The following is a 19,509-nucleotide window of genomic DNA, read 5'->3' as shown; positions in this document are numbered from 1 at the left end:
ACCGGCATGTAATACCCAAGGCGAAAAAGATGGTTAACACGTGTGCCGGTTTGTAGTGTGTCGAACCATAACTCATTCGAAACTTTGACGATTAACACCGCGTGTTTGAAATCAAAAACCCATTTTTTAATCCACATCGCTACGCCCCGCCAAATGCGCCGCCGCCATCCCCAACTGCAACGAGTCCGCCCAGGCGGAACCGCTTAAATTCAGCGCCTCAATCCCGGCAATCGCCTCATCAAACGAACCGGCCGCTGCCACCACCGCCGCAATCTGCTGAATTGCCGCCTCTTCGTGCGGCATACACAACGCCGCCAGTTGCTGACTGTAATTGCCGACGATATCGCCGTCCGCCTGTTGCTTAGCCAGCGCTGCCAGCCGCGTCAAGGCCGCATTGGCCGCATTGGCCGGTGATGCCGCCGCCGGTTTGCCGGATGCCGTTAAAATCTTCGCATCCTTGCCAGCCCGTGGAATCTGCAAGGCGTTATGCGCCCAATCCACATCAATCTCCAGACCCATTGCCGCGCCTTTCTCCAGCACATCCACCAACGCTTTTTGATCGACCTCATCCGCCGTGTCGTAGCGCCAAACTGGCATGCGGTCTTCCGGAAACAGCCCGTTCAACAACACAATCGGCTTGATGATTTGACTATTCAGCGTCGGCTCCAGCTGCCGTACGTCGTGCAGCATAATCTCGCGGCGCACCTTGTCATGGATCACTCCCAGCGCGTTGGTGCTAGTCTTGCCGTCCGCCTGGCTGGTCAACGTGCCGCCCAGGATGGCCATGGACTGTTTGCGCTCCCAATACTCGGTCGCGTTTAAAAAGTCGGTGACATTACCCGTCGAGGTTTGCGTCACAAAATCGATAGTCATCGTGCTGGGCACGATGCCGGCACCGTCGTTGCCGATATTACGCACTGCCTTCAGCAGCTGGTCGCGCTCGTTTTTGCCGATGCCGCTGGGATATTTACCCAAGCGCAGCGGCATGCCGTACACCTCTAAAAACCGCTGCATGTCGCGGATGTTGTAGGCCTTATACGCATACGTCCACGCCAGCACCCGAAACAACGCCGCTTGTTCGATATACCCGGACTTGGCCCGATGCTCATGCACTACCCAGCCCCATTCCCTGAGCGGTTCCGGCGCGCCGTTTTTCAGGTACATCAGCGCGCCGGTTTTGATGTCGATGCGCAACTCGCGTTGCGGCACCCAGTTCAAGGCCTGCGGTACCCATTCCGCGCCGGTGCGCCAATCGATCTCCAACGCAGCCAGGCCCTTGCCGATGGCATCGGTAATGTCGTACTGCGCGTCCTCAAAACGCGGGATTTTGCATAGCATGTCTTTTAATTCCTTGGTGCGGTCGATCTCGGCCTGGGTAGCATCCTCGCGCGGGTGCAAATCCCAACCCAAACCGGTCACCGCGCGGCGGCGTTTGCCCAATTCGCTGAAGATATGCGGGTCTTGCTCTTCCACCAGCTCGAACAGCGTGGCTTGGTCGGTGATGTAACCCTGGTCGGCTTGGGCGAAAGCAGCAGCCAGCCGGGTTGGGTCCAGCGTGTTGACGCTCATGTAATTGAGCATATGGCTTTGCGTGGATCGCGCCCCGGCTTGCAGGGTTTCCAGGCCTTTTTTGCTGACCTGGGTCAGTTTCGCTAGGGCGGCTTTGGCTTGTTTAATCATCGTCGGTCTCCATTGCATAAGACGGCTTTGCGTAATCAACATCGCCTAACAATGCATCACTTGGAAACACCATCGTGTTCATTTGGTCGTATAGCTTTACAACCTGATTAAAAACAGCGCTTGCTAATTTAGAGTCATAACCAAACTCGTCAACAAAGGTCGAGAATGTCGAGCCTCGCCCATTGATATACAACCAATCAAGATAATCCGCAGCGATCCGCAACAACGCGACATTATTCAAATGCGCTGTGTGCCTCCATTTGGCTAATTCACGCTGCTTCAAAATTTCGGCTTTTTCTTCATTCACCCGATTCAATATCTGGAGCTGCTCGTCGTCGGTGAACTCGCTTAGATCAAACGCTGTATCAATCATCATCCCAATCCTCATCATAATCAGCACTGCGGCGGCTGGTAGATCGGCGTTTTCCGCGCCCCCCGCCCGCTGATGTGTATTTAAATTCGCCGCCAAACTGTTTGGCGATCTGCCACAGCATTTCCAGCGCGTCCGGGCCGTCGTCGTGGTCGGCTTCCGGCCAGAATTTCAATTGCTCGGTCATGGTTGACTGATTCCTATGCAACCGAATCAGGCCATTATTAACATGTGGCTGCAAACTGATAATCCTCAGGGCTTTGTCAGTATCCGGTTGCACCGGAATGCCCGGAAAAGCAACAGAACGGCGCGCAGCCTCTTTTATTAACTGTGTATGCAGAAAAAATTGAAACTGCACGGTTTCTACCGCCCACGCCACGCATTGATACTCAATCTGATAGTCAATCGCTCGGGTAATGATTAAATCCGGAACCCGCTTGCAGATGTCCGCTTCCACCACATCCAGAATCATCGTTTTACGATCCAAGCCGCCGACCAGAATCGCCGACGGGTCACCTTTTGGTGTGCCTTTCTTACCCAACGATGGGTCAATCGCTCCAAAAAATATCCAGTCCGCCAATCGGTTAACCCAAAACTGAATATTTTTGAACGGTGCGTTTTCATCGTTGCCAGCCTCGTTTTGCTGCTCCTGGCTAAAGGCGTCGTGATCGGTCGCCCGCATACACATCAAGCGATACAGAGGCCGCACATCCGGCCAGCTGACCACTGCGCCGGCATCCATTTCCGCTTTGTTGGCTTCGTAAAATGCTAACGCCTCAGCTTCGAACTGCTCCTTTTCCTCATCTTCACCGCTGCGGGTGTAAAGCGCTTCCCACTGATCCCATAAGTCCATGCGGTCCGGCCAATTGACGATTGACCGGAATATTTGCCGCCGCCAGCCGGGTTTGCGGCTAACGCGGTTAATTGCCGCGTCGTAATGTAGAGACGTACCCACGTAAAAAACGTCCATGCCGCCGCCCGGTCCGGCCAGGCCGATAACCGCTTTCAGCACGATGTCTTCAACCTTGTCGCGCTGGGCTTTGACTTTAACGTTCTCGTCGTTTTCCAAGTCGTCAAGAAACATGATGTCAGGCCGATGCGGGCCGTGCTTCATACCCCGGATTTTCTTGCCGGTACCGCCGATGCGAATCTTGATATTGTTGGTCGTTATCGCCGTCGTCGCCTGCCACACCCGGCCTCGGCCTGTGGCTTCCGGAAAATCCATTAGAAGGCGTGGATTGGTGTCCAGCTCTGCTTTGATACTTTCCAGCATCTCCGCCGACTGTTCTTCAGTGTTCATCAGGATGCCTGCCATGTGCTTTCTGGCCTTGGCCGGAAGCCCCAGCGCCTTCGCGCCACCTTTTTCATCGATCAATACGGCCCGGCAGATACACCACAACAGACCCAGCTGCGTTTCATACGTCGATTTTGCCTCGCCGCGCGGCGCTTCGTGAACTTCGCGGGCATCTCGATCACTATCGATACATGCCGGCAAGCGTTTGAAAATAAACCGATGGAAATCGCTGAAAAACGCGGTTGGCACGTAATGCGGAAAATACGTCTGGCAGAAAAATTGATAATCGAATAGACAGCGTTCACGGCGTTCCTTCGTCGCCTCAGGATCGGTGGCAAAGGCCTCTACCTCCAGCTCGATCTGCTGGCGGATTTGCTCGCCGAGCACCGCCAGCTCTTTCTCGAACTCGCGCCAGTTGCGGACTTCTTGGATGTCGAGGGATTCAGACATGACGCAGTCCACTCCATTGCCAATCCGATATACCTATCGGACGTTTAATCGATAGGTAATGATCTGCTCTGGCTAGCATGTCGTGATATAGCGCTATTTGGTTCCGTGATTGACGCAACAGATCATTTGGGCTTTTGCTCTCTTTCGCAGATAGCCTCAGCCATATTCCGGACCATTTATAGCAATGCGGTTTCGGTGATTTACGTGCCATTTCGCCGGCATAGCACATAGCCTCTCGCAATGTCAGTGGTTGTTTTTCAACCATACCTTTTCCCCAACACCGCCCCAATCTCATCAATATGCGGCTGCAAGGCCCGCAAGGCTTGCGGATCGCGCTTTTGCAGCAAATCGACCACGGTTTTCAAGGTGTCCAGCGCTACCGACAAGCCGCTAAACTGCGGATTGATGCGACTAAACGCCTTGGCGAACTTGGCGTGAGCATCGGCCAGCTGCGACAGCACACCGGCTTTTTCATGAGCCGGAATCGGCGAATTGTCCAGCTCGCGGGTTGTGGTCAACACCAGCCGGGCAAAATCCTCAATCATGTTTTTGTTCAGCTCGTCAATGCCTTGCTCGCTGATTCGGTACGCCGCCCGCGCCGTGTCCCAATCGTCGCCGCGTTCTTTTGCCAGCCGTTTCCATTCGCGCGCCGTGTCGTAGCTGACATTGCCGCATGCAGCCGCAGCCGTCAGCGCCATGCCTTCAACGTACATGCGGCGGACGTTGGCTCGGGTTTCCGGCGTGTGTGCCATGGGTTCCCCTGGTTACCAGTGAATCTGGCGTTTGATTAACTCAATCGCCGCAGCGGTAATTAAGCCGCTGATCGCACCACCCACCGCGCCGCTTTTGGCAATGTCTACGGCTTGGCGTTTGTCTTCCGCTTCCAGCGCGGCAACGCGCCCGCCCATGGTATCGATGTGCTTCATTAGTCGGCTCTCCATGGCGTTCATCTGCTCTTTGGAGGCATCTTCTATTCGGTGCAAATCTTTGCGGATCACTTCAATCTGCACCATCAAGCTTTGATGCATCACCCGCAGCTCGCCGGTCAACTGCCCGAGTGCTTGGGCGACGGCGGTATCGTTTGGATCACTCATGCGGCCTCCTCAATCCAACGCACAATGCTCAGGAATTCACGGTGGGATATGCCGCTATTCATTGCATCCAACAGCTGTTCATGCAGATCCACTACGGAGTCGTGCATTAACCAAAACTCGCGAACCGCACATTGATTTTCACGGTACATGTCTTCCAACTTTTGATTGACGGCCTCGTCAAAGCGATGCGTTATCGCGGTTTCGCTGATAAATGACCTTGCCAATGCCGAATGCTCGATAGTCAATGCGGAGTGAATAGTCGCTGCGGCTCGTATCGCCCGGTAGCCGCGCTTAATGCGCTCGGCTAAAAAGAAAATCTGTTTTCGAGTCATGTGGCCTCCTGGTTAGTAGTTTGCTGCATAGCGCCATCTCCATAACGGGCAGTAAAGTGTTTGCAGGTTGGAGCTTACGCGCGCGCGCGAGGCTTGCTTAGGCTGGAAACGTTTCCAGCGCTGCCGGTTTGGGGTGCCAGGCGTAGAGTGCGACGCCACACACAACCCGATAGGACATGCTCATGAAAAAGGCACTAGCGTATTTAATCACTCGGGCGGCGGGGCTATTCCTGCTGGCGGTATTCAAGGTATTACCCGTGGTCGGCAGGCTGTGGCAATTTTGCCGAACGCGGTATTTGATTAATCTATGGATACCGTTGCGCATCATCCAATGGCTGATCTATCTGCCGATACACGTGTTTTTAGTGGTAATGGTTAGGCCCTGGCTGGCCTGGGTAGCCGTGAAATGGTTCAGCACCGAGAACAAATTGGACCTGCAACCTTGGTTGTGCTGGTTCATGACGCCGGATAACCCGCTATCTGGAGATAAAGACTGGCAGACGAAGCACATAGCGGCCGGATCGGACCCATTGAGCGACGAAAACCGCATCGCCTGGATACGCCGCAACGGCTTTAACTGGTTTAACTATCACATCTTAGGTTGCCGCAATGACACGGTATTCGAGCTGTTCAACCTGGCGATACAGAACGAGCATTGGCTATGGGTGCGCCCGGACGGCTATTGGCTGGTGAGAGCCTACATCCCCTGGGGCAAGCGCTACTTGAATCTGTTCTGGGGTTGGTCTTTGTTCGGCGAGATAGACGGGCGCTGCAAATTTACTGTGACCACCCGCTTTAAAGATCACAAGCCGGGGTAAGCCATGTTTGCAAAACTCTACGGACCCGATGACCACCAAGTGTTAGTGAAGCTGGATGAAGGCGACGAAGGGCCGGAGGTGCGGTTCTATTTCAAACCCGCCGGTCTGGGTATCTGCTCCTCGGCGTTGATCTTCAAAGATGACACCGACGATGCCTGGGAGAAAGCCGAAGCCGCATTCGCCAGTATCGACGAACAAAAAGCGATGGCGGTCGTTGGGGAAATAAAAGAAAGCCTAGCCAAGCACTTTAGCGACGGTCAATCGACATGAGCCCCGACGAACTTAAAAAGATCGCCGCCAAAATCAGCAAGTGCTTGGCCCTTGCCGCCAGCGACAACCCCGCGGAAGCCGAAGCCGCTCGCCGCCAGGCCGACGCGTTGATGAAGAAATACAACCTCACCAGCGGTGATGTGGCAGCCGCCGAGGTGCATGAAGAGGCTATCGATACCGGCGCGCCGTACAAAATGCCCATATACCTGGGCCGCCTGTCCGTGATCATTGCTGAAGCGTTCGGTTGCGGCACCGTCTGCGAGCTGGGCTTCGTCAATATCAACACCGCCGTCAAATTCTTTGGCTTGGGTTTAAAGCCCGAGCTGGCAGCGTATACCTACGAGGTATTGCGGCGGCAGATCGGCAAAGACCGCGCCGCTTACAGCGCCACGCTCAAACGCTACAAACGCGCCAACCGCATCCGCAAGGCCGATTTGTTCTGCCAGGCCTGGGTCAGCCGCATCGCTCGCCAGGTCAACGCCTTTGCCGGCAACGAACAGGAAAAGGCCGCTATCGAGGCCTACAAAGGCCGGCAATACGGCGAAAGACTGGAAGACGACCGCCGCGCCCCGGCCAAGCCCAGGCAGAACAACGACTGGCAAGCCCAAGCCGGCGGCTATCAAGCGGCCAATGATGTATCGCTGCATAAACCGGTGCAGGGTAAGCGTGGGGTGTTGTTGGGGGTGCAGCAATGAGCAGCGGCCAAGAGCCGCCGCCGCTAGTGGGCTTGGTTTTTGTGCTGCTGAGCCTATGCGTGATGTGGGGATATGTCTATATGTTGCTGGAAGTGGCTATTTGGGGCTGGGACTACACCGTTCAGCGCTTTTGGGAGCGACTGGCGTCGCTGGGGGCCGCAAGATGAAAAGCCAGTTTTTAAGGTTGGCGCTAAAGAATTTTCTGGTATGGCTGTTCGGCTGGAGTATGTGGGGTTTGGCCCATCACGAGGTTGCTACAGAATGTAAATTGCTGGGCAAATTTTACGTTGGCAGCGAAATATTCGAATGCGTGAAGGTGGAGCCAAAGCCATGATTGAGTTTGTAGCAGCATGGCTTATTTTTGGCGGGCTGACAATTAATACCGGAAGTCCCCTGGCATCCTTCTTTTTTGGGGTTGTAACCGGCGTGTTCTGGGCTGTTTTTGTCACGGTCACTAAATGACCTGGCAAGCCCGTGTCGACAGCAACTACCAGCGCATCAAAGCGCATTACGAAAGCCGGGGCGGCACGCGTTGGCAGGATGTCACCGCAGATCCGCGCGTCTTTAACCGGGTCTGGCGCAACATGCTGCGGCTGCCCAAGGGCGATAACCCACCACCTAAGGAGTATCGATGAAAGCCTTTTTTGATAGACCGTTATTTACCGGATCGGCATGCATAGTGGCGTTGTTGATCTGCTTGATAGTCGACCGCCCGGCGCTGGTCGCTCGCCTGTGGTGTGGCCGGCAAGTTTCCCCCAGTTAACCAGCGCGTTACATTTTAGAACTTACCAAGGAGCACACAATGAAACTAGGCATAGACTGGAGTCAAAACTCCACCAAACGCGGCGTTGTCTGGCTAATCGCCGGCATCATTGGCATTTATTACAGCTGGGGCACTCATGACGTCAACCAACTGCTGTCGGTAGCATCCGCCGTGGCGGGCGGGTTGGGTGTGGGGGTTAAGGATTAAGCTAAGTAGCGGGCACCCAAAACCGTGCCCACGCACTTGACTTTATTTCGAGAATTTTAATGTTTAAACAATTACATAAAAGAATGTCGCTGGCTCTGATAGTGCTTTCATACAAATTATTGATTTGGTTTGCATCACGTAATTATTTTCTTTGGGTTTTATATTTGGCCTTCTTTGATATTCCTTTAGTTATGGTAGCCACACTGATTTTGGCAATATTGGCCGCAATAAGAGAATTTAAATGTTGTCTTGTAGAGAATGATGTGCCAATTAATTTAAGCCATTCTTTTTACGAGGAAAATAAAGAGAGGGTCATCAGAAGGCTTAAAAAAAACATGCGCAGATATACTAGCTCTGTGCCTAGCGTAAAAGTTTCTGAAAAATAAAGAAGATTCTATATCTACTGGAGGTTAGTTTTGAATACCCTGATACCAGGCGCACAAGTGTCGAAACAAGGTATAACACTCACCGTTGATTTTGTTAGTAACGGCGTAGTGTATTACATGAAGCATCGCCAAAAACCAGATGGAGAACCAGATTCATTAGCAAGTGATTGGTCTCGTTTCATAGGTTTATTCAGAGTGCCTATCTCGGAATGGAACGCGCAAACGGCTTAAAAACGAAGGCCTAGAGCCTCATATAGCGCGCCATTGAGCGCCCAACCTCAGAGGGCCTTTGAGCCCCTTTTTTTCTGGAGGAATCTATGCAGTTCGATCTTGAATTCGATACCAGTCATTTGACCTATATCTTACGTGCTGCCAGGCAGGAAATAGATCAACCCGAAGCGATGTTGAACAGCATCGGCGAATCTTTATTGCGGGTTAATCGGAAACGCCATGAAAAAGGCGTCGATCCGGAAGGCAAGGAGTGGAAACAGCTGTCCGATTTGACATTGGCAGAGGGGAATCGCAAAGGCGGACCGCTGAAAAAAACTGGACGGATGCTTATGAGCCTGCTCTATCAAACTAATAACGATGAGCTTCGCTTATGGTTTGATGGTGCGCGAGATGCCAAGCTGGCAGGCTTTCATCAGTTTGGTACCAATCCTTATGACATCGTGCCAAAGCATGCGAAGGTATTGGCCTTTGCCGGCATTGTAACCAAGCGCGTCCATCATCCAGGCCTGCCAAAGCGGGAGTTGATTGGCTTTCCTGATTCTGACAAGCAATTGGTCGAGAACGTCACGGCCGATCATTTAACCAGGATTTTGCAGCGCGCGAGGGCAAGGTGAACAATTAGGCATTTGTTCTACTTTTTGCGCTCTTTACCAAGGGTCGCCTTAATTTCCTTAAGTATGGTTGAGAAATCATCTACAGCAATGCGTACATCATCTGGCGCGACGACGCGATGAGTTTCAGGAAGAGCCGTTCGAAACGCCTCATCGGGATTAATAGTGCGCCCATCCATTGCCGTAATGAGTAAGTCATATCGTTCTTTGAGGCGAGCCTTTAATTTTTTGACAGTATTTTCAGAGTGAATAGCCATGGCAAATCCAGATATAAAAATGTTAAATAAGAAAGTTGAAATAGCCGAAGTAAGGTTAGCGTTGCTAAAAAACAAAATAACCGATGCCGATTTAAATAATGAAGACGATGTAATTGAATGCCGTGTTTTATTAAGGGACGTTATCACTCCGTTGAATATTGCGCTAACTGATTTAAAGTAAATAATCCCGTTTTTATCGGTAAGCTTGAGAGTGCTTACCACACCGGCGGCAAATAAATATTTTGTCGCCTTCCAGGCTTCTCATTACAAACCGCCATTTGTAGCCGATTAGGCGGCAGATTAGGGATTTGAATATCAATTCAATTCACGATTACAAAACCGGCAAACTACTGCTTCTTTTTTAATAAGCTCCGCGCATGCGGGGCATTTCTTCATTTCATCAGCAATTAGCTTGGCTTTGTTTTTGTTCGATAAGATCAGCATGTCGATACCCATGATGATGTTGACCACAACCCAAGTTGTTAACACATCGCCGCCGGAAATATAGGCGTTCCATGAAATTCCGATAATCAGCAAGCAGCCTGCAATCCCGATTAACCATTTCCCCATGTACATGTAGCCCAATCCGGGCAACACAATGTTTAAGCCAATTGCCAACGGCAGGCTTTTTTCCTTGATTTGTTTCTCTTGATTCATTCCGTTTCTCCTTTGTTGATGGGTTTTTTCTGTTTCTCTACAGGTACAAAATTTAACAGGTCTAGCACGATTTCTTCGTTCTCATCAAGGGTTCCGGTTGAAGTGGACCCCTTATCTGGATATAGCGGGACACCATAAGCGTTTCTAAGAGCCACCAAACTATTCAATCCAGCCATGCGCGCGTCTTGCGTAGGGAATGCGCGGCAATTGCGTAAATAGGCCAGTTCAGTTGGTGTAGTGGCTGCGTTACCTGCTCGCACGTTGGATATCACCCAGAGCACGTCAACACCAATGTCGGCTTCGATTAGGCGCTGAATATAGTCCAGGTCTGGCATGCGCTCGCCTTTTTCATACTTGATTTGAGCGTTCTTCTTAACGCCACAAATTTCTGCGAATGCCGGTTGACTTAAACGCAATCGCTCTCTTTCGGCTTTTAGCCGCTCTCCGATACTGGTATTCATAAAAAAACCTCAAAAACTATTTACAGGTATTCAAACGGGTGCTATGCTTAAGCCGTATTCAGCATTTAACAGCCAACAGGGGGCGATTATGACACCGCAAGAAGCTAAACAAAAATTGATTGAATCCGGCGTGACGGCTGCCGAGTACGCACGTCAGCACGGTTTCAAGTACACCCAAGTCGTTGCCGTCTTAAACGGCACCAATAAAGGCCGCTATGGCGAGGCTCACCGGATTGCAGTAGCGCTCGGGCTGAAACAAGGAGAAGCGGCATGATTACCGACGCCATGATTCGAGAGCAGGGCATTGATATTGGGATCAGGCTGATGCCCGTTGCAAATCCAAAACCAATTTCAGGATTGAAAGAATTGTCCAGAGTTTTAGTGGAAGAAAGCGCGGTTGAGCAATTCAACAGAGCCATGACTAATTGGTTTCATGGGTTGATGCGGGAGTTAGGTCAATGAGTGTCTTTCCGGTTGAGTTGAATATAGGCGACGAACTTCCGTCAGTTCGCACATTTATTGACGGCGAGCTATTAAATATTGATGTTGACCAGCAAGCCATTACGCCAATAACTAAAACGCCCGACGCCGGTGATTCTGGCACTCAGCGCGAAATCGCCCAGGTCCAGCTATCGGAGTGGATTGGACAGCGTAAATTTTCGGCAGCTCTTCAAAAATTACTGACGGTCAGTGATTTAGTGGAATTGCAAAAAGTAAAAGAAACGAAAGCTTACAAGGGTTTGGTAGTTGTAATCGATGGAAAACTACAGACGGTCAGTAGTTTTAAGCAGCTCTGTGACTCCATTGGGGTCTCTGAGCAGCATGTTAGTGAACAACTATTAAACCTGAAGACCTTTGGTCCAGAATTTGTCGAGTATTCGGATAAATACCTGGGGTTTCGCGATGTCCGTGCGTTGCGCAAGTTACCAGACGACGAACGTACCGCATTGATCGAGGTAGCTAAGTCCGGCGATAAAGATCAATTGTTAGATTTGGCCGAGTCGTTGATAGTCAAACATGCCAATGAAAAGCAATCGCTGCAAACCGCCTTGGCTGAACAATCTTTGCGCCTTGAAGATATGGAAAACGCCGAGTCCAAACAGGTCAAAGTCCTGAAAGCAGACCTGGAAGCCGAGCAAGCCAAGGTCGCTAGGCTACAAAGCAATGACCACCGCGTCTACAGCTTCGACCTGCAAACCCACTTGGTGCGTGAGGAGTGCCTAGCGCATCAAGCGGAAGCCGAACTGGCTTTAAACAGCCTGCGACAGCTGTTTGAAGACTGTGTAAACGACGATAACAAAGTCGAGCGCGATCTGCGCATCGAACAAGTGTGGGTCACGCTGCACGTCACGGCGGCTCGGGCGATGGATGCCTTGGCCTTTCTACGCGGCTTTGGCCTGGAAGGCATGCCGGATTCTATCGGCCATAAGCATTGGTTGACTGATGACGAGGCGCTGCGCTGGCTGGACGATTACGAGCGGGTTGAGTACAAGCATATCAAGGCCAAGATAGAGCGCCACGACAAGCGCGAAGCTGCCAAGCCCAAAGGCCCAGGCCGCCCCCGCAAGGACAAATAAGGGGCATGCGTCATGAGAACCAACCCACTCGTACAACGGATGGACAGCAATAGCCCCGCCGTGCGCACCACTGCCCAGGTTATCGCGCTACGTCAGCGCGACCCCTGGAAAGAGGCCAGCGAGAAGCAGCGCGATGTGGCGCGGGCGCGGATGGTGATTGTGGAAAAGCTGATGGATATGGAGCGCAACGGCTTTAGCGCCAACAAGGCGGTGGAAACCCTGCTGTGTTACGCGGAGGTGGGCAATCTGCATAACCATTTGGTGTGGGCCATGCAAACAGCCGCGAAAGCCGGGCGAGCGTTCCCCAGCCGCAGCGCAATCTTCGAATGGCTAAAGGTCGTTAAAGACGGCGGCGGTAGAGTCGATCTGTTGGAAGCGCACAAGGGCAAAGTGGTGAAAGAGCAACCCGCGTGGTGGGGCCCTGCGCTGGAGTATTACAACCAGCCCAGCAACCCGGAATACTCCGTCGTGTGGCGACAGCTGGCCGAGGTGGAAGGTTTTGCCTGCACTTACGACCAAGTCAAAAACTACTTGAAAAGCGTACCGGCCATGCTGGGCCGCCATAGCCCGGCACGGATTGGCCGCAAGCTGTATCGGCTTACCGAAAAGGCCTACATCCGCCGCTGTACTGAGCGGTCCTTGCCGGGTGACGTGTATGTGGCCGACGGTTACATGGCTGACATTTATCTCGTCAACCCCATCGACGGCAAGTTTCCCTGGCGTCCGGAGCTGACGGTGGCCATGGACATGCGCAGCCGCTTTATCGTGGGTTGGCGGGCCGATGAGCACGAAGGCACCACGGCCGTACAGAACTTGTGGGCAGAAACCTTCGCCCGCTGGAACCACGTGCCGCTGTTTCTGTACGTGGATAACGGCTCCGGCCATAAGAACAAGCTGATGAGCGACGAGATGACCGGCTTTTATGCCCGCCATAACATCGAGGTGATTCACGCCATACCCGGCAACCCGCACGGTAAAGGCTGGATCGAGCGATTTTTCGTTGAGGTGAAGCGCGACTTTTTGAAAGCCTGGCGCCCCGCCTTTTACTGCGGCGATGACATGTGCGACGAGGCCCGCGCGGAAACCATCAAGGCCGTTAAGGCCGGCCAGTTGCAAGCGCCCACCTTGCTGGAGTTTGCCGACGCGTTTAACGCTTGGATAGACCGCTACGTGCAACGCCAGCATCCGGAGAACAAGCATGTCACGCGGCAGCAGGTTTGGGGCGAACTATCGCCGCTGCCGCCGCATGCCGATTTGCTGGAGATGAAGCGGCAAGCGGTGGTGCTGACCGTCAAGCGGGCCAGCATTACCCACAACAAACGCCAGTATGGCCATCCGGACCTGCATGCCTACAACCACATGCCGGTGGTGCTGGAGTACGACTTGATGGACAACCGTGTGGCAGTGATCCGCACCCAAGACGGTCGCTGGATCTGCGATGCGCATTTGATCAACGCCATAGATGCCATCGACAAGAGCCGCTCGGAAGAACGCCGCGACAAACGGGTGGAAGACCAGCGCAAACGCTTGCAGCGCAAGGTGGACGAACTCAACGCCCGCGCTGGCCTGGTGATAGACGCCGATGCCGTCGCCAGCGATGCACAAACCCTGTTGGACCAAACCCCGGCGCTGCCGGAACCCGAGATTGAGATTGATATTTTTACATTTGAGTGAGGTAAGCACATGAGCACAAGAGAAGAAGTTTACGTAGCGATAAACGAAGAGCGCGATTACCAGGATATGAAGTGGGGGGCTATCGATGAGCATTCACATGAAGTGGGTTCATGGTTAACGATCATGCGTTATTTGTTAGGAAAAGCCGAAAGCGCTTATACAACGGCGCACGGCGATAGTGCCTCGCTGGATGAAATACGTCAGCTGGTAGCCGTTGGTGTGGCATGCATGGAACAGCATGGACCAATAAAGCGAGAAAAAATTGATTTAGTCGCAATGAGAGGCTCTTTATGAGCACCTACCCCGAACACTACACCCCGGAAGACATCCGGCAGGTCGAGCAAATCAAGGCCTGGATGGCCGAGCGCAATTACAAGCAGGCCGCATTGGCCCGCCTGGCCCGCGTGTCGTCCAGCTCGCTGTCGCAAATCCTGGGCGGCACCTACGCCACCGCGCCCGGCAAGCTGCTGGTTAACGTCGCCAACGCCATGAAACACGCCGACGACACCGCTAGCGATACCGTCGCCGCCGTGGAAACCAGCGTGTTCCGTGTGGCTAATACCGCCTTCCAGATGGCCCGCCGCTACCGCAACTTTGCGGTGGTATCGGCCTTTGTCGGCACCGGCAAAACCTTTGCCGCCAAGCATTACCAACGCACCACGCCCAACACGTACTTGATTGAGGCCACGCCCACTATGACCGTGCAAAGCCTGATCAAGCTGCTGGCCCGCACGGTGGCCGGCTTTGACGGCAAAGGCAGCATAGACGACAAGTTTCGCGCCATCGTCGATAGCCTGGTCAACACCGACAGCTTGTTGATTGTGGATGAGGCCGACACCTTAACCCCGCATGTATTGCACACCCTGCGCCGGCTGCGCGACCTGGCTAATGTCGGCATCGTGCTGTGCGGTACCGAGCATCTGACCGGCCTGATTCGGCCCGCCCACGGCCAATTCGACCAAATCCGCAGCCGCGCCGGCTTTTGGCCGGAAACGATACGCGGCATCACCGCCGACGATGCCGCCGCCCTGGTCCAGGCCGCGTTTGGCGACGAGGACATCAGCGACGAGGTAATCGCCCGGTTGTTTGCTTACTGCAAAGGCTCGGCGCGGATGCTGATCGAGGGCCTGGTAGCCGCCATCACTCAATTCCGCAACGGCCGCGAGCTGAACGTACAGCTGGTGGATGCGGTGGCTAAACAGGCGTTATGCCTGCAATCGGTGGCGTAGGGGGCTGTGATGCGTAGAGAAATGATGATGGAAAAAGCCAAGCCATTAAAGAGGGCTGTGAGGATTAAGGGGCATTCAAGCCGCGTGTTTTTTTACGACGAATTTCACCAACGGCGCGCGATGGAACATAGCTATCACGCATTTGGTTGGCGAATTTTGGCCGATAGCGAGGTGGCACTATGAGCATCTGCATCATCACCATCCGCGACACCGACACCGGCGTGGATATTCAGTCGGTTGAGGTCGCCGATCCGTCCGGGGACCTGGACACGCCGGCCATCGTGCTGGGCGCGGCCATGGTCAACAACGCCCAGCGTTACCTGGAGCGCCGCGCAGCGGCGATATCGCCTTATCAATCGCACACCCAGCATTAGGAGCAGACCATGACCGAGTTTATCCCTAAACGCCGCATCTCCGACGATGTGAGCAACAACATTTTGATGGCGTATCACCAACGCCGGCAGACCGACGGCAAAAACCAAACGGCGCCGCTGAACAGAATCATTGACGCGCAAAACAAAGAGATGCTGGAACTGGAGCACCAGTTATTCACCGCCCGCGCCACCGCCGTCATATCACTACTAACGACAGCCGTCATCCTGTACCAATGGCTAATGGCCCCCGCGCTGGAGGCCCTGTAATGTCTAACGCCTGCGTCATCCCTTGCCCGTATTGCGCCAAGGACATAGACATCATCCAGGGAATGGAAGTGCTAGCCGGTCAACAATGGACCGCGCTCCTAAAACCCCTCCCTAACAGTGTGATCGGTGCCTTGCTGCGCTATCTGGAGCTGTTTAAACCGCTCAAGCAAGAACTGCGCTGGTCGCGTCGGCTGGTATTGACTCAAGAGATCGTGCCGATGATGACTGCCGCGCAGGTCAAGCGCAACGGCATTGTTTACGCTGCTCCGCTGCCCGTGTGGGAAGCGGAGATGATGAAGCTGGTCGTCAACCGTCCCGAATCGTTAGTGCTGCCGCTGAAAAGCAACGGCTATCTGCTGAGCATGATTGCCGGTCGAGGTGAGCGCGCAGCGGCCAAGCTGGAGCAAGACAAGATCGAGCAGCAACGCAACCGCAGTAATGTCGGCGGCGCGCCGATATCGGTGGCGGCGTTGGCCGAGCAGGCGCAGAAGAAAACCAAGAGCAAACCGCCGGCCGGTTGGAAAGGCGCTGTTCCAGTACAGGACAGCTCGTAGGGTGGGTTAGCGCTAGCGTAACCCACCAGACAACCTACGAAATGACAAGGAAACATCATGGCAACTAAACGACAAAAAGCCCCGGCACTGGCCTACGCCTGCCAAACCAAAGAAGACACCCAGTCTGCAATCTGCGAACTGGGCCTGGTGCAACGCGAGTTAACCCGCGTGGAAACCGAGATCAACGACGAAATCGCCGCCATCACCGATAGCCGCAAGGTACAGATCGAGGCGCTAAAAATGCGCTCTGAAGCGCTGTTGAAAGGCATTCAAACCTGGTGTGAAGCAAACCGCTCGGACCTATGCAAGAACGGCGCAAAAACCGCCAACCTGATCACCGGCGAAGTCAGCTGGCGGTTGCGTCCGCCCAGCGTGTCGATTCGGGCGGTGGATAAAGTGTTGGAAACGCTGAAAGTGCTGAAGCTGGACCGGTTCGTTCGCACCAAGGAAGAGCCCAACAAAGACGCGATGTTAGCCGAACCTAAGGCAGTATCCGGCATCGCTGGTATCACCATCGTTAAGGGCGTGGAAGATTTCGCCGTCACGCCGTTTGAGCAGGAGGTGGTGTGATGACGAGCTTAGAACGGGCTGGCTTGCAAAGCCGTATACAGATGCTGCGGGAGTGCGCCACACTGTTGCGCAATGCCGCCAACCATGCCGACAGCCGCGCCGCGTATAACGAGGACATGGCCGCCGCTGCCAACGCCGACAACGAAGCGGACGAGTTAGCGGCGCAATTGCAGGACGCGCAGCCGTGAGCGACTTGGTCAAACACTTCCTCAAACAGGTCGGCATCGCTAAAAGCTGGGCAGAAAAGACGCTGCCCGGTTGGGATGACGACATGCATCGCGCACTGTTGCAGCGCCACGGTGCGACCATGATCGAGGGCCGTATATCTGCCAAGAGCATGAACGTGCCGCAGCTGGCTAAAGCGTTGGACGATTATGCCGCCCGTGGTTGGCCGCGCCGTAAGGAGTGGGCCGGCACCAAAACAGCCTCGCCTAAAACCGTGTCGCCGCAGATCGGCCACATCGTCAAGCTGTGGGGCAAGCTGGGCCAGGCTGGCAAAGTCAGCAACGCCAGACGCCAGGCGCTGCTGGCCTTTTGTGCCCGGCAAACCGCGCACAACGTGCCGGACCTGGATAGCCTGACCACCGAGGAAGGTCAGGCCATTATCGAAGCCATGAAAGGCTGGCTGGGGCGCTAAGGCAAGGCTATGGACTTCCCGGACGTCGACCAATCGCTATTAGCCACACTGCCGCCCGTGCTACGGGCGATAGTGCAGGCGCTGGGCTATGCCCGCGCTAGCGATTGGTTGCGTCTGCACGGTGGGGTGAACATCAACCTACCGCAGCACTACACCCAGGCGCTGGGCTTGTCTGACGAAGAGCTTAAACGCATGCGCGTCACGTTAGCGCCGCACCTGGATAGCAATGGCCGGTTTTATTGCCCCAAGATCGACAAGCTGTGGATTAAGCACCGCAACGCCGCGATTGTCGCTAACGCGGATTGGCAAAGCGGCTCCAAACAGGCCCGTGCGTATCTGTTATCGATCCGGCAAATATCCAATATCCGCCGCCAGGCCGAGAGCGACGATATACAAGTGGATTTATTTAAAAGCCCCTAGGGGGCACGGCTCCAGCGGGCGGTGAGCTAACTCAAAAAACACCCGCAGTCGACCCGGATTTCCTTACCTCCGTCCGGCGAATCGGCCGATTGGCCCCATGTTACGTGGCTTTGTTTTATTAACGGAGATCTATGATGATTCATCACCTAAAAACCTTTCCCGCATTTTTTGAAGCAACCGCGCGCCATGAAAAGCTCTTTGAAATACGCAATAATCGCGACAGAGGCTTTCAGAAAGGGGACGCCGTGATACTTTACGAATATGATCAAATCAACGATAGAGTGACAGGCCGGGAAATCATGGCCAAAATCACCTACGTCCTGAATTTTGCGCAGAAGCCGGATTGGGTGGTGTTTGGGATTTCGATAATCGACAACCCGGCTAATTGAAATACAGCCCCTCTAAGCCCCAATACACCCAATCCCGCCACCGTTTCCATCCCAAAAGTCTTTAAACGTTTCTACGGGTTTTTAAACGGGTTTTGAACGCGGTTCCGTTTGCGTTATCAGACGGTATCGCATCGAATACTAACACCGTCCCCCTGGAAACATTTCCAGCCTCGTTTCCACTCGCCCAAATCCGGATACTGGCCGCAACTGAATTGTTGAGGTCGTCATGTCCAAGCCCGCCGTCAAACTTGCATCGCTTGCCTTCGAAATCGCCGCCGATGGTGCTGTGCCCGGCGAAGCGCATTTATTGCCGGTCGGTCCTTTCCGTGCCGCCGATGGCAGGCCGGAAGATTGTGAAGCCTGGCTGCTGGACGCCACGATTGCCGCCAGCGTGATTCAACGTCTGCGCGACCGTAAGAACGACACCCTCATCGACTACGAACATCAATCCCTGCGCGCCGAATGGAACGGTCAACCCGTTATCGCCGCTGGCTGGTTTCATGACATGCAATGGCGCGATGGCAAAGGCCTATACGCGGTAGGCGTGGACTGGACCAAAACCGCCAAGCAACGCATCACCGATAAAGAGTACCGCTACATCAGTGCGGTGTTTTGGTACTACAGCGGCACCGGCGAGGTGCTGGATGTGGTCAGCGTGGCTTTAACCAATACCCCCGCCATCGACGGCCTGGATGATCTGGGCGAAGAAGGCATGGCGGCATTAAACAAACGTTTTTCCCTACCCGACCCCAATCCGGAGCATACCGATATGGCCACACCGCAAGAAGAGCTAGCGGCGCTGCGCGTGACGCACGCCAACACCGAAACCGCCCTGGCGTCATTAACCGCCGAACGCAACACGCTGAAAACCCAGCTGGCCGCATTGACCGCCGAGCACGACGCGGTGGTCGGCGAACTGGCTGCGTTGACCAAGCAAATCAACGATGACAAGGCCGCTGCCGAAGTGCAGAAAAAAACCGACCTGATCACCGCTGCTTTGACCGATGGTCGATTGGCGCCGGCCTTAAAGCCTTGGGCGGAAAAGCAAACCATCGCCGCCCTGACCGAGTATTTCGAAACCACCGGACCGCTGCCCATCACCCAACGCCAGGCCGGCGACGGCCATACCACCGGTACTGCCGCGCTGACTGCCGAACAAAAGGCTATCGCCGACAAGATGGGCGTGACCGAAGAGGAATACCTCGCGGCACAGAAAAAACACGCCCGCTAACTGCCGGCACC

General features: G+C 54.1%; 35 protein-coding genes. 26 read left to right on the top strand and 9 right to left on the bottom strand.

What is annotated here, in order from left to right:
* Positions 1-126: 126 nt before the first annotated feature.
* From METH11B_RS26035 to METH11B_RS0101900, 6 genes are all read right to left on the bottom strand, one after another.
* A complete protein-coding gene (locus METH11B_RS26035; RefSeq protein ID WP_026600531.1) occupies positions 127-1,680 on the bottom strand; it encodes a DUF935 domain-containing protein in 1,554 nt (517 codons plus the stop codon).
* Entirely contained in the window at positions 1,673-2,056 is a 384-nt protein-coding gene (locus tag METH11B_RS0101920) for a hypothetical protein (protein ID WP_155931059.1), read from the bottom strand. Before METH11B_RS0101920 ends, METH11B_RS26035 begins: the two co-directional genes overlap by 8 nt.
* The gene (terL, locus tag METH11B_RS0101915) at positions 2,046-3,794 is read right to left on the bottom strand and encodes a phage terminase large subunit (RefSeq protein WP_026600529.1); all 1,749 of its coding nucleotides are present in this window, start codon (positions 3,792-3,794) and stop codon (positions 2,046-2,048) included. Before terL ends, METH11B_RS0101920 begins: the two co-directional genes overlap by 11 nt.
* Positions 3,795-4,051: 257 nt before the next feature.
* Positions 4,052-4,546 carry a DUF1804 family protein gene (locus METH11B_RS0101910; RefSeq protein ID WP_026600528.1) on the bottom strand — a complete coding sequence of 165 codons (495 nt, stop codon included), beginning with the start codon at positions 4,544-4,546 and terminating at the stop codon, positions 4,052-4,054.
* A 12-nt stretch (positions 4,547-4,558) separates the two neighbouring features.
* Positions 4,559-4,888, bottom strand: a complete 330-nt coding sequence (locus METH11B_RS0101905; RefSeq protein WP_026600527.1) for a hypothetical protein — start codon at positions 4,886-4,888, stop codon at positions 4,559-4,561.
* On the bottom strand, positions 4,885-5,220 hold the full coding sequence (locus METH11B_RS0101900; RefSeq protein WP_026600526.1) for a hypothetical protein: 336 nt from the start codon (positions 5,218-5,220) through the stop codon (positions 4,885-4,887). The genes METH11B_RS0101905 and METH11B_RS0101900 overlap by 4 nt, the downstream gene beginning before the upstream one ends.
* Positions 5,221-5,402: 182 nt before the next feature.
* On the opposite strand from METH11B_RS0101900, the gene METH11B_RS0101895 reads away from it, so the two are divergent.
* The 10 genes from METH11B_RS0101895 (at position 5,403) to METH11B_RS0101845 (ending at position 9,204) form a co-directional block, all read left to right on the top strand.
* Entirely contained in the window at positions 5,403-6,038 is a 636-nt protein-coding gene (locus METH11B_RS0101895) for a DUF7338 family protein (RefSeq protein WP_036275543.1), read from the top strand.
* Between the two features lie 3 nt (positions 6,039-6,041).
* Positions 6,042-6,308: a hypothetical protein gene (locus METH11B_RS0101890; RefSeq protein ID WP_026600524.1), complete on the top strand. Its 267-nt coding sequence runs from the start codon at positions 6,042-6,044 to the stop codon at positions 6,306-6,308.
* Positions 6,305-7,003 (top strand): DUF7168 domain-containing protein, encoded by a 699-nt coding sequence (locus tag METH11B_RS26030; protein WP_026600523.1) that lies wholly within the window; start codon positions 6,305-6,307, stop codon positions 7,001-7,003. The genes METH11B_RS0101890 and METH11B_RS26030 overlap by 4 nt, the downstream gene beginning before the upstream one ends.
* A complete protein-coding gene (locus METH11B_RS28980; protein ID WP_155931058.1) occupies positions 7,000-7,170 on the top strand; it encodes a hypothetical protein in 171 nt (56 codons plus the stop codon). The genes METH11B_RS26030 and METH11B_RS28980 overlap by 4 nt, the downstream gene beginning before the upstream one ends.
* Before the next feature lie 163 nt (positions 7,171-7,333).
* The gene (locus METH11B_RS29925; RefSeq protein ID WP_269319465.1) at positions 7,334-7,465 is read left to right on the top strand and encodes a hypothetical protein; all 132 of its coding nucleotides are present in this window, start codon (positions 7,334-7,336) and stop codon (positions 7,463-7,465) included.
* Positions 7,462-7,638, top strand: coding sequence for a hypothetical protein (locus tag METH11B_RS28975; RefSeq protein ID WP_155931057.1), 177 nt, complete (start codon positions 7,462-7,464; stop codon positions 7,636-7,638). Before METH11B_RS29925 ends, METH11B_RS28975 begins: the two co-directional genes overlap by 4 nt.
* A complete protein-coding gene (locus tag METH11B_RS29920) occupies positions 7,635-7,766 on the top strand; it encodes a hypothetical protein (RefSeq protein ID WP_269319464.1) in 132 nt (43 codons plus the stop codon). The genes METH11B_RS28975 and METH11B_RS29920 overlap by 4 nt, the downstream gene beginning before the upstream one ends.
* Positions 7,767-7,805: 39 nt before the next feature.
* The gene (locus tag METH11B_RS28970) at positions 7,806-7,973 is read left to right on the top strand and encodes a hypothetical protein (RefSeq protein WP_155931056.1); all 168 of its coding nucleotides are present in this window, start codon (positions 7,806-7,808) and stop codon (positions 7,971-7,973) included.
* A 59-nt stretch (positions 7,974-8,032) separates the two neighbouring features.
* Complete coding sequence (locus tag METH11B_RS0101850; protein ID WP_026600522.1) at positions 8,033-8,359, top strand: hypothetical protein; 327 nt, start codon at positions 8,033-8,035, stop codon at positions 8,357-8,359.
* 317 nt (positions 8,360-8,676) lie between these two features.
* Positions 8,677-9,204, top strand: coding sequence for a phage virion morphogenesis protein (locus METH11B_RS0101845; protein ID WP_026600521.1), 528 nt, complete (start codon positions 8,677-8,679; stop codon positions 9,202-9,204).
* A gap of 17 nt (positions 9,205-9,221) precedes the next feature.
* Here METH11B_RS0101845 and METH11B_RS0101840 read toward each other — a convergent pair whose 3' ends face one another.
* A complete protein-coding gene (locus METH11B_RS0101840) occupies positions 9,222-9,458 on the bottom strand; it encodes a hypothetical protein (RefSeq protein ID WP_026600520.1) in 237 nt (78 codons plus the stop codon).
* On the opposite strand from METH11B_RS0101840, the gene METH11B_RS0101835 reads away from it, so the two are divergent.
* Complete coding sequence (locus METH11B_RS0101835) at positions 9,457-9,639, top strand: hypothetical protein (RefSeq protein WP_026600519.1); 183 nt, start codon at positions 9,457-9,459, stop codon at positions 9,637-9,639. The genes METH11B_RS0101840 and METH11B_RS0101835 overlap by 2 nt on opposite strands.
* 134 nt (positions 9,640-9,773) lie before the next feature.
* On the opposite strand, the gene METH11B_RS0101830 is transcribed toward METH11B_RS0101835, so the two are convergent.
* Both METH11B_RS0101830 and METH11B_RS27520 read right to left on the bottom strand, forming a co-directional pair.
* Positions 9,774-10,115 (bottom strand): hypothetical protein, encoded by a 342-nt coding sequence (locus METH11B_RS0101830; protein WP_026600518.1) that lies wholly within the window; start codon positions 10,113-10,115, stop codon positions 9,774-9,776.
* Positions 10,112-10,576: a helix-turn-helix domain-containing protein gene (locus tag METH11B_RS27520; RefSeq protein ID WP_026600517.1), complete on the bottom strand. Its 465-nt coding sequence runs from the start codon at positions 10,574-10,576 to the stop codon at positions 10,112-10,114. The genes METH11B_RS0101830 and METH11B_RS27520 overlap by 4 nt, the downstream gene beginning before the upstream one ends.
* Before the next feature lie 88 nt (positions 10,577-10,664).
* Between METH11B_RS27520 and METH11B_RS0101820 the strand changes: the two genes are divergently transcribed.
* From METH11B_RS0101820 to METH11B_RS0101745, 15 genes are all read left to right on the top strand, one after another.
* Entirely contained in the window at positions 10,665-10,850 is a 186-nt protein-coding gene (locus METH11B_RS0101820) for a DNA-binding protein (RefSeq protein ID WP_026600516.1), read from the top strand.
* Positions 10,847-11,038 (top strand): hypothetical protein, encoded by a 192-nt coding sequence (locus METH11B_RS0101815; RefSeq protein WP_026600515.1) that lies wholly within the window; start codon positions 10,847-10,849, stop codon positions 11,036-11,038. Before METH11B_RS0101820 ends, METH11B_RS0101815 begins: the two co-directional genes overlap by 4 nt.
* Entirely contained in the window at positions 11,035-12,153 is a 1,119-nt protein-coding gene (locus METH11B_RS27515; protein WP_026600514.1) for a hypothetical protein, read from the top strand. The genes METH11B_RS0101815 and METH11B_RS27515 overlap by 4 nt, the downstream gene beginning before the upstream one ends.
* A gap of 12 nt (positions 12,154-12,165) precedes the next feature.
* Positions 12,166-13,827, top strand: coding sequence for a Mu transposase C-terminal domain-containing protein (locus tag METH11B_RS0101805; protein WP_081733728.1), 1,662 nt, complete (start codon positions 12,166-12,168; stop codon positions 13,825-13,827).
* Between the two features lie 9 nt (positions 13,828-13,836).
* Positions 13,837-14,121 (top strand): hypothetical protein, encoded by a 285-nt coding sequence (locus METH11B_RS0101800; protein ID WP_026600512.1) that lies wholly within the window; start codon positions 13,837-13,839, stop codon positions 14,119-14,121.
* On the top strand, positions 14,118-15,056 hold the full coding sequence (locus tag METH11B_RS0101795) for an AAA family ATPase (protein WP_026600511.1): 939 nt from the start codon (positions 14,118-14,120) through the stop codon (positions 15,054-15,056). Before METH11B_RS0101800 ends, METH11B_RS0101795 begins: the two co-directional genes overlap by 4 nt.
* Positions 15,057-15,235: 179 nt before the next feature.
* Positions 15,236-15,430 (top strand): hypothetical protein, encoded by a 195-nt coding sequence (locus tag METH11B_RS0101785; RefSeq protein WP_026600510.1) that lies wholly within the window; start codon positions 15,236-15,238, stop codon positions 15,428-15,430.
* A gap of 9 nt (positions 15,431-15,439) precedes the next feature.
* On the top strand, positions 15,440-15,697 hold the full coding sequence (locus METH11B_RS0101780) for a hypothetical protein (RefSeq protein WP_026600509.1): 258 nt from the start codon (positions 15,440-15,442) through the stop codon (positions 15,695-15,697).
* Positions 15,697-16,251, top strand: coding sequence for a hypothetical protein (locus METH11B_RS27510; RefSeq protein WP_026600508.1), 555 nt, complete (start codon positions 15,697-15,699; stop codon positions 16,249-16,251). Before METH11B_RS0101780 ends, METH11B_RS27510 begins: the two co-directional genes overlap by 1 nt.
* A 57-nt stretch (positions 16,252-16,308) precedes the next feature.
* On the top strand, positions 16,309-16,821 hold the full coding sequence (locus METH11B_RS0101770; RefSeq protein ID WP_026600507.1) for a host-nuclease inhibitor Gam family protein: 513 nt from the start codon (positions 16,309-16,311) through the stop codon (positions 16,819-16,821).
* Positions 16,821-17,009, top strand: coding sequence for a hypothetical protein (locus tag METH11B_RS0101765; RefSeq protein ID WP_026600506.1), 189 nt, complete (start codon positions 16,821-16,823; stop codon positions 17,007-17,009). Before METH11B_RS0101770 ends, METH11B_RS0101765 begins: the two co-directional genes overlap by 1 nt.
* The gene (locus METH11B_RS0101760; protein ID WP_026600505.1) at positions 17,006-17,458 is read left to right on the top strand and encodes a regulatory protein GemA; all 453 of its coding nucleotides are present in this window, start codon (positions 17,006-17,008) and stop codon (positions 17,456-17,458) included. Before METH11B_RS0101765 ends, METH11B_RS0101760 begins: the two co-directional genes overlap by 4 nt.
* A gap of 9 nt (positions 17,459-17,467) precedes the next feature.
* Entirely contained in the window at positions 17,468-17,878 is a 411-nt protein-coding gene (locus tag METH11B_RS0101755) for a hypothetical protein (protein ID WP_026600504.1), read from the top strand.
* Positions 17,879-18,009: 131 nt separating this feature from the next.
* On the top strand, positions 18,010-18,267 hold the full coding sequence (locus tag METH11B_RS0101750; protein ID WP_051426987.1) for a DUF3850 domain-containing protein: 258 nt from the start codon (positions 18,010-18,012) through the stop codon (positions 18,265-18,267).
* Between the two features lie 226 nt (positions 18,268-18,493).
* Positions 18,494-19,498, top strand: a complete 1,005-nt coding sequence (locus METH11B_RS0101745; RefSeq protein ID WP_026600502.1) for a phage protease — start codon at positions 18,494-18,496, stop codon at positions 19,496-19,498.
* Positions 19,499-19,509 lie beyond the last annotated feature (11 nt).

Source organism: Methylomonas sp. 11b (assembly GCF_000515215.1).
Taxonomy (GTDB): Bacteria; Pseudomonadota; Gammaproteobacteria; order Methylococcales; family Methylomonadaceae; genus Methylomonas.
The sequence above is the reverse complement of the archived record's forward strand: the minus strand, read 5'-3'. Positions and strand labels throughout refer to the sequence as shown.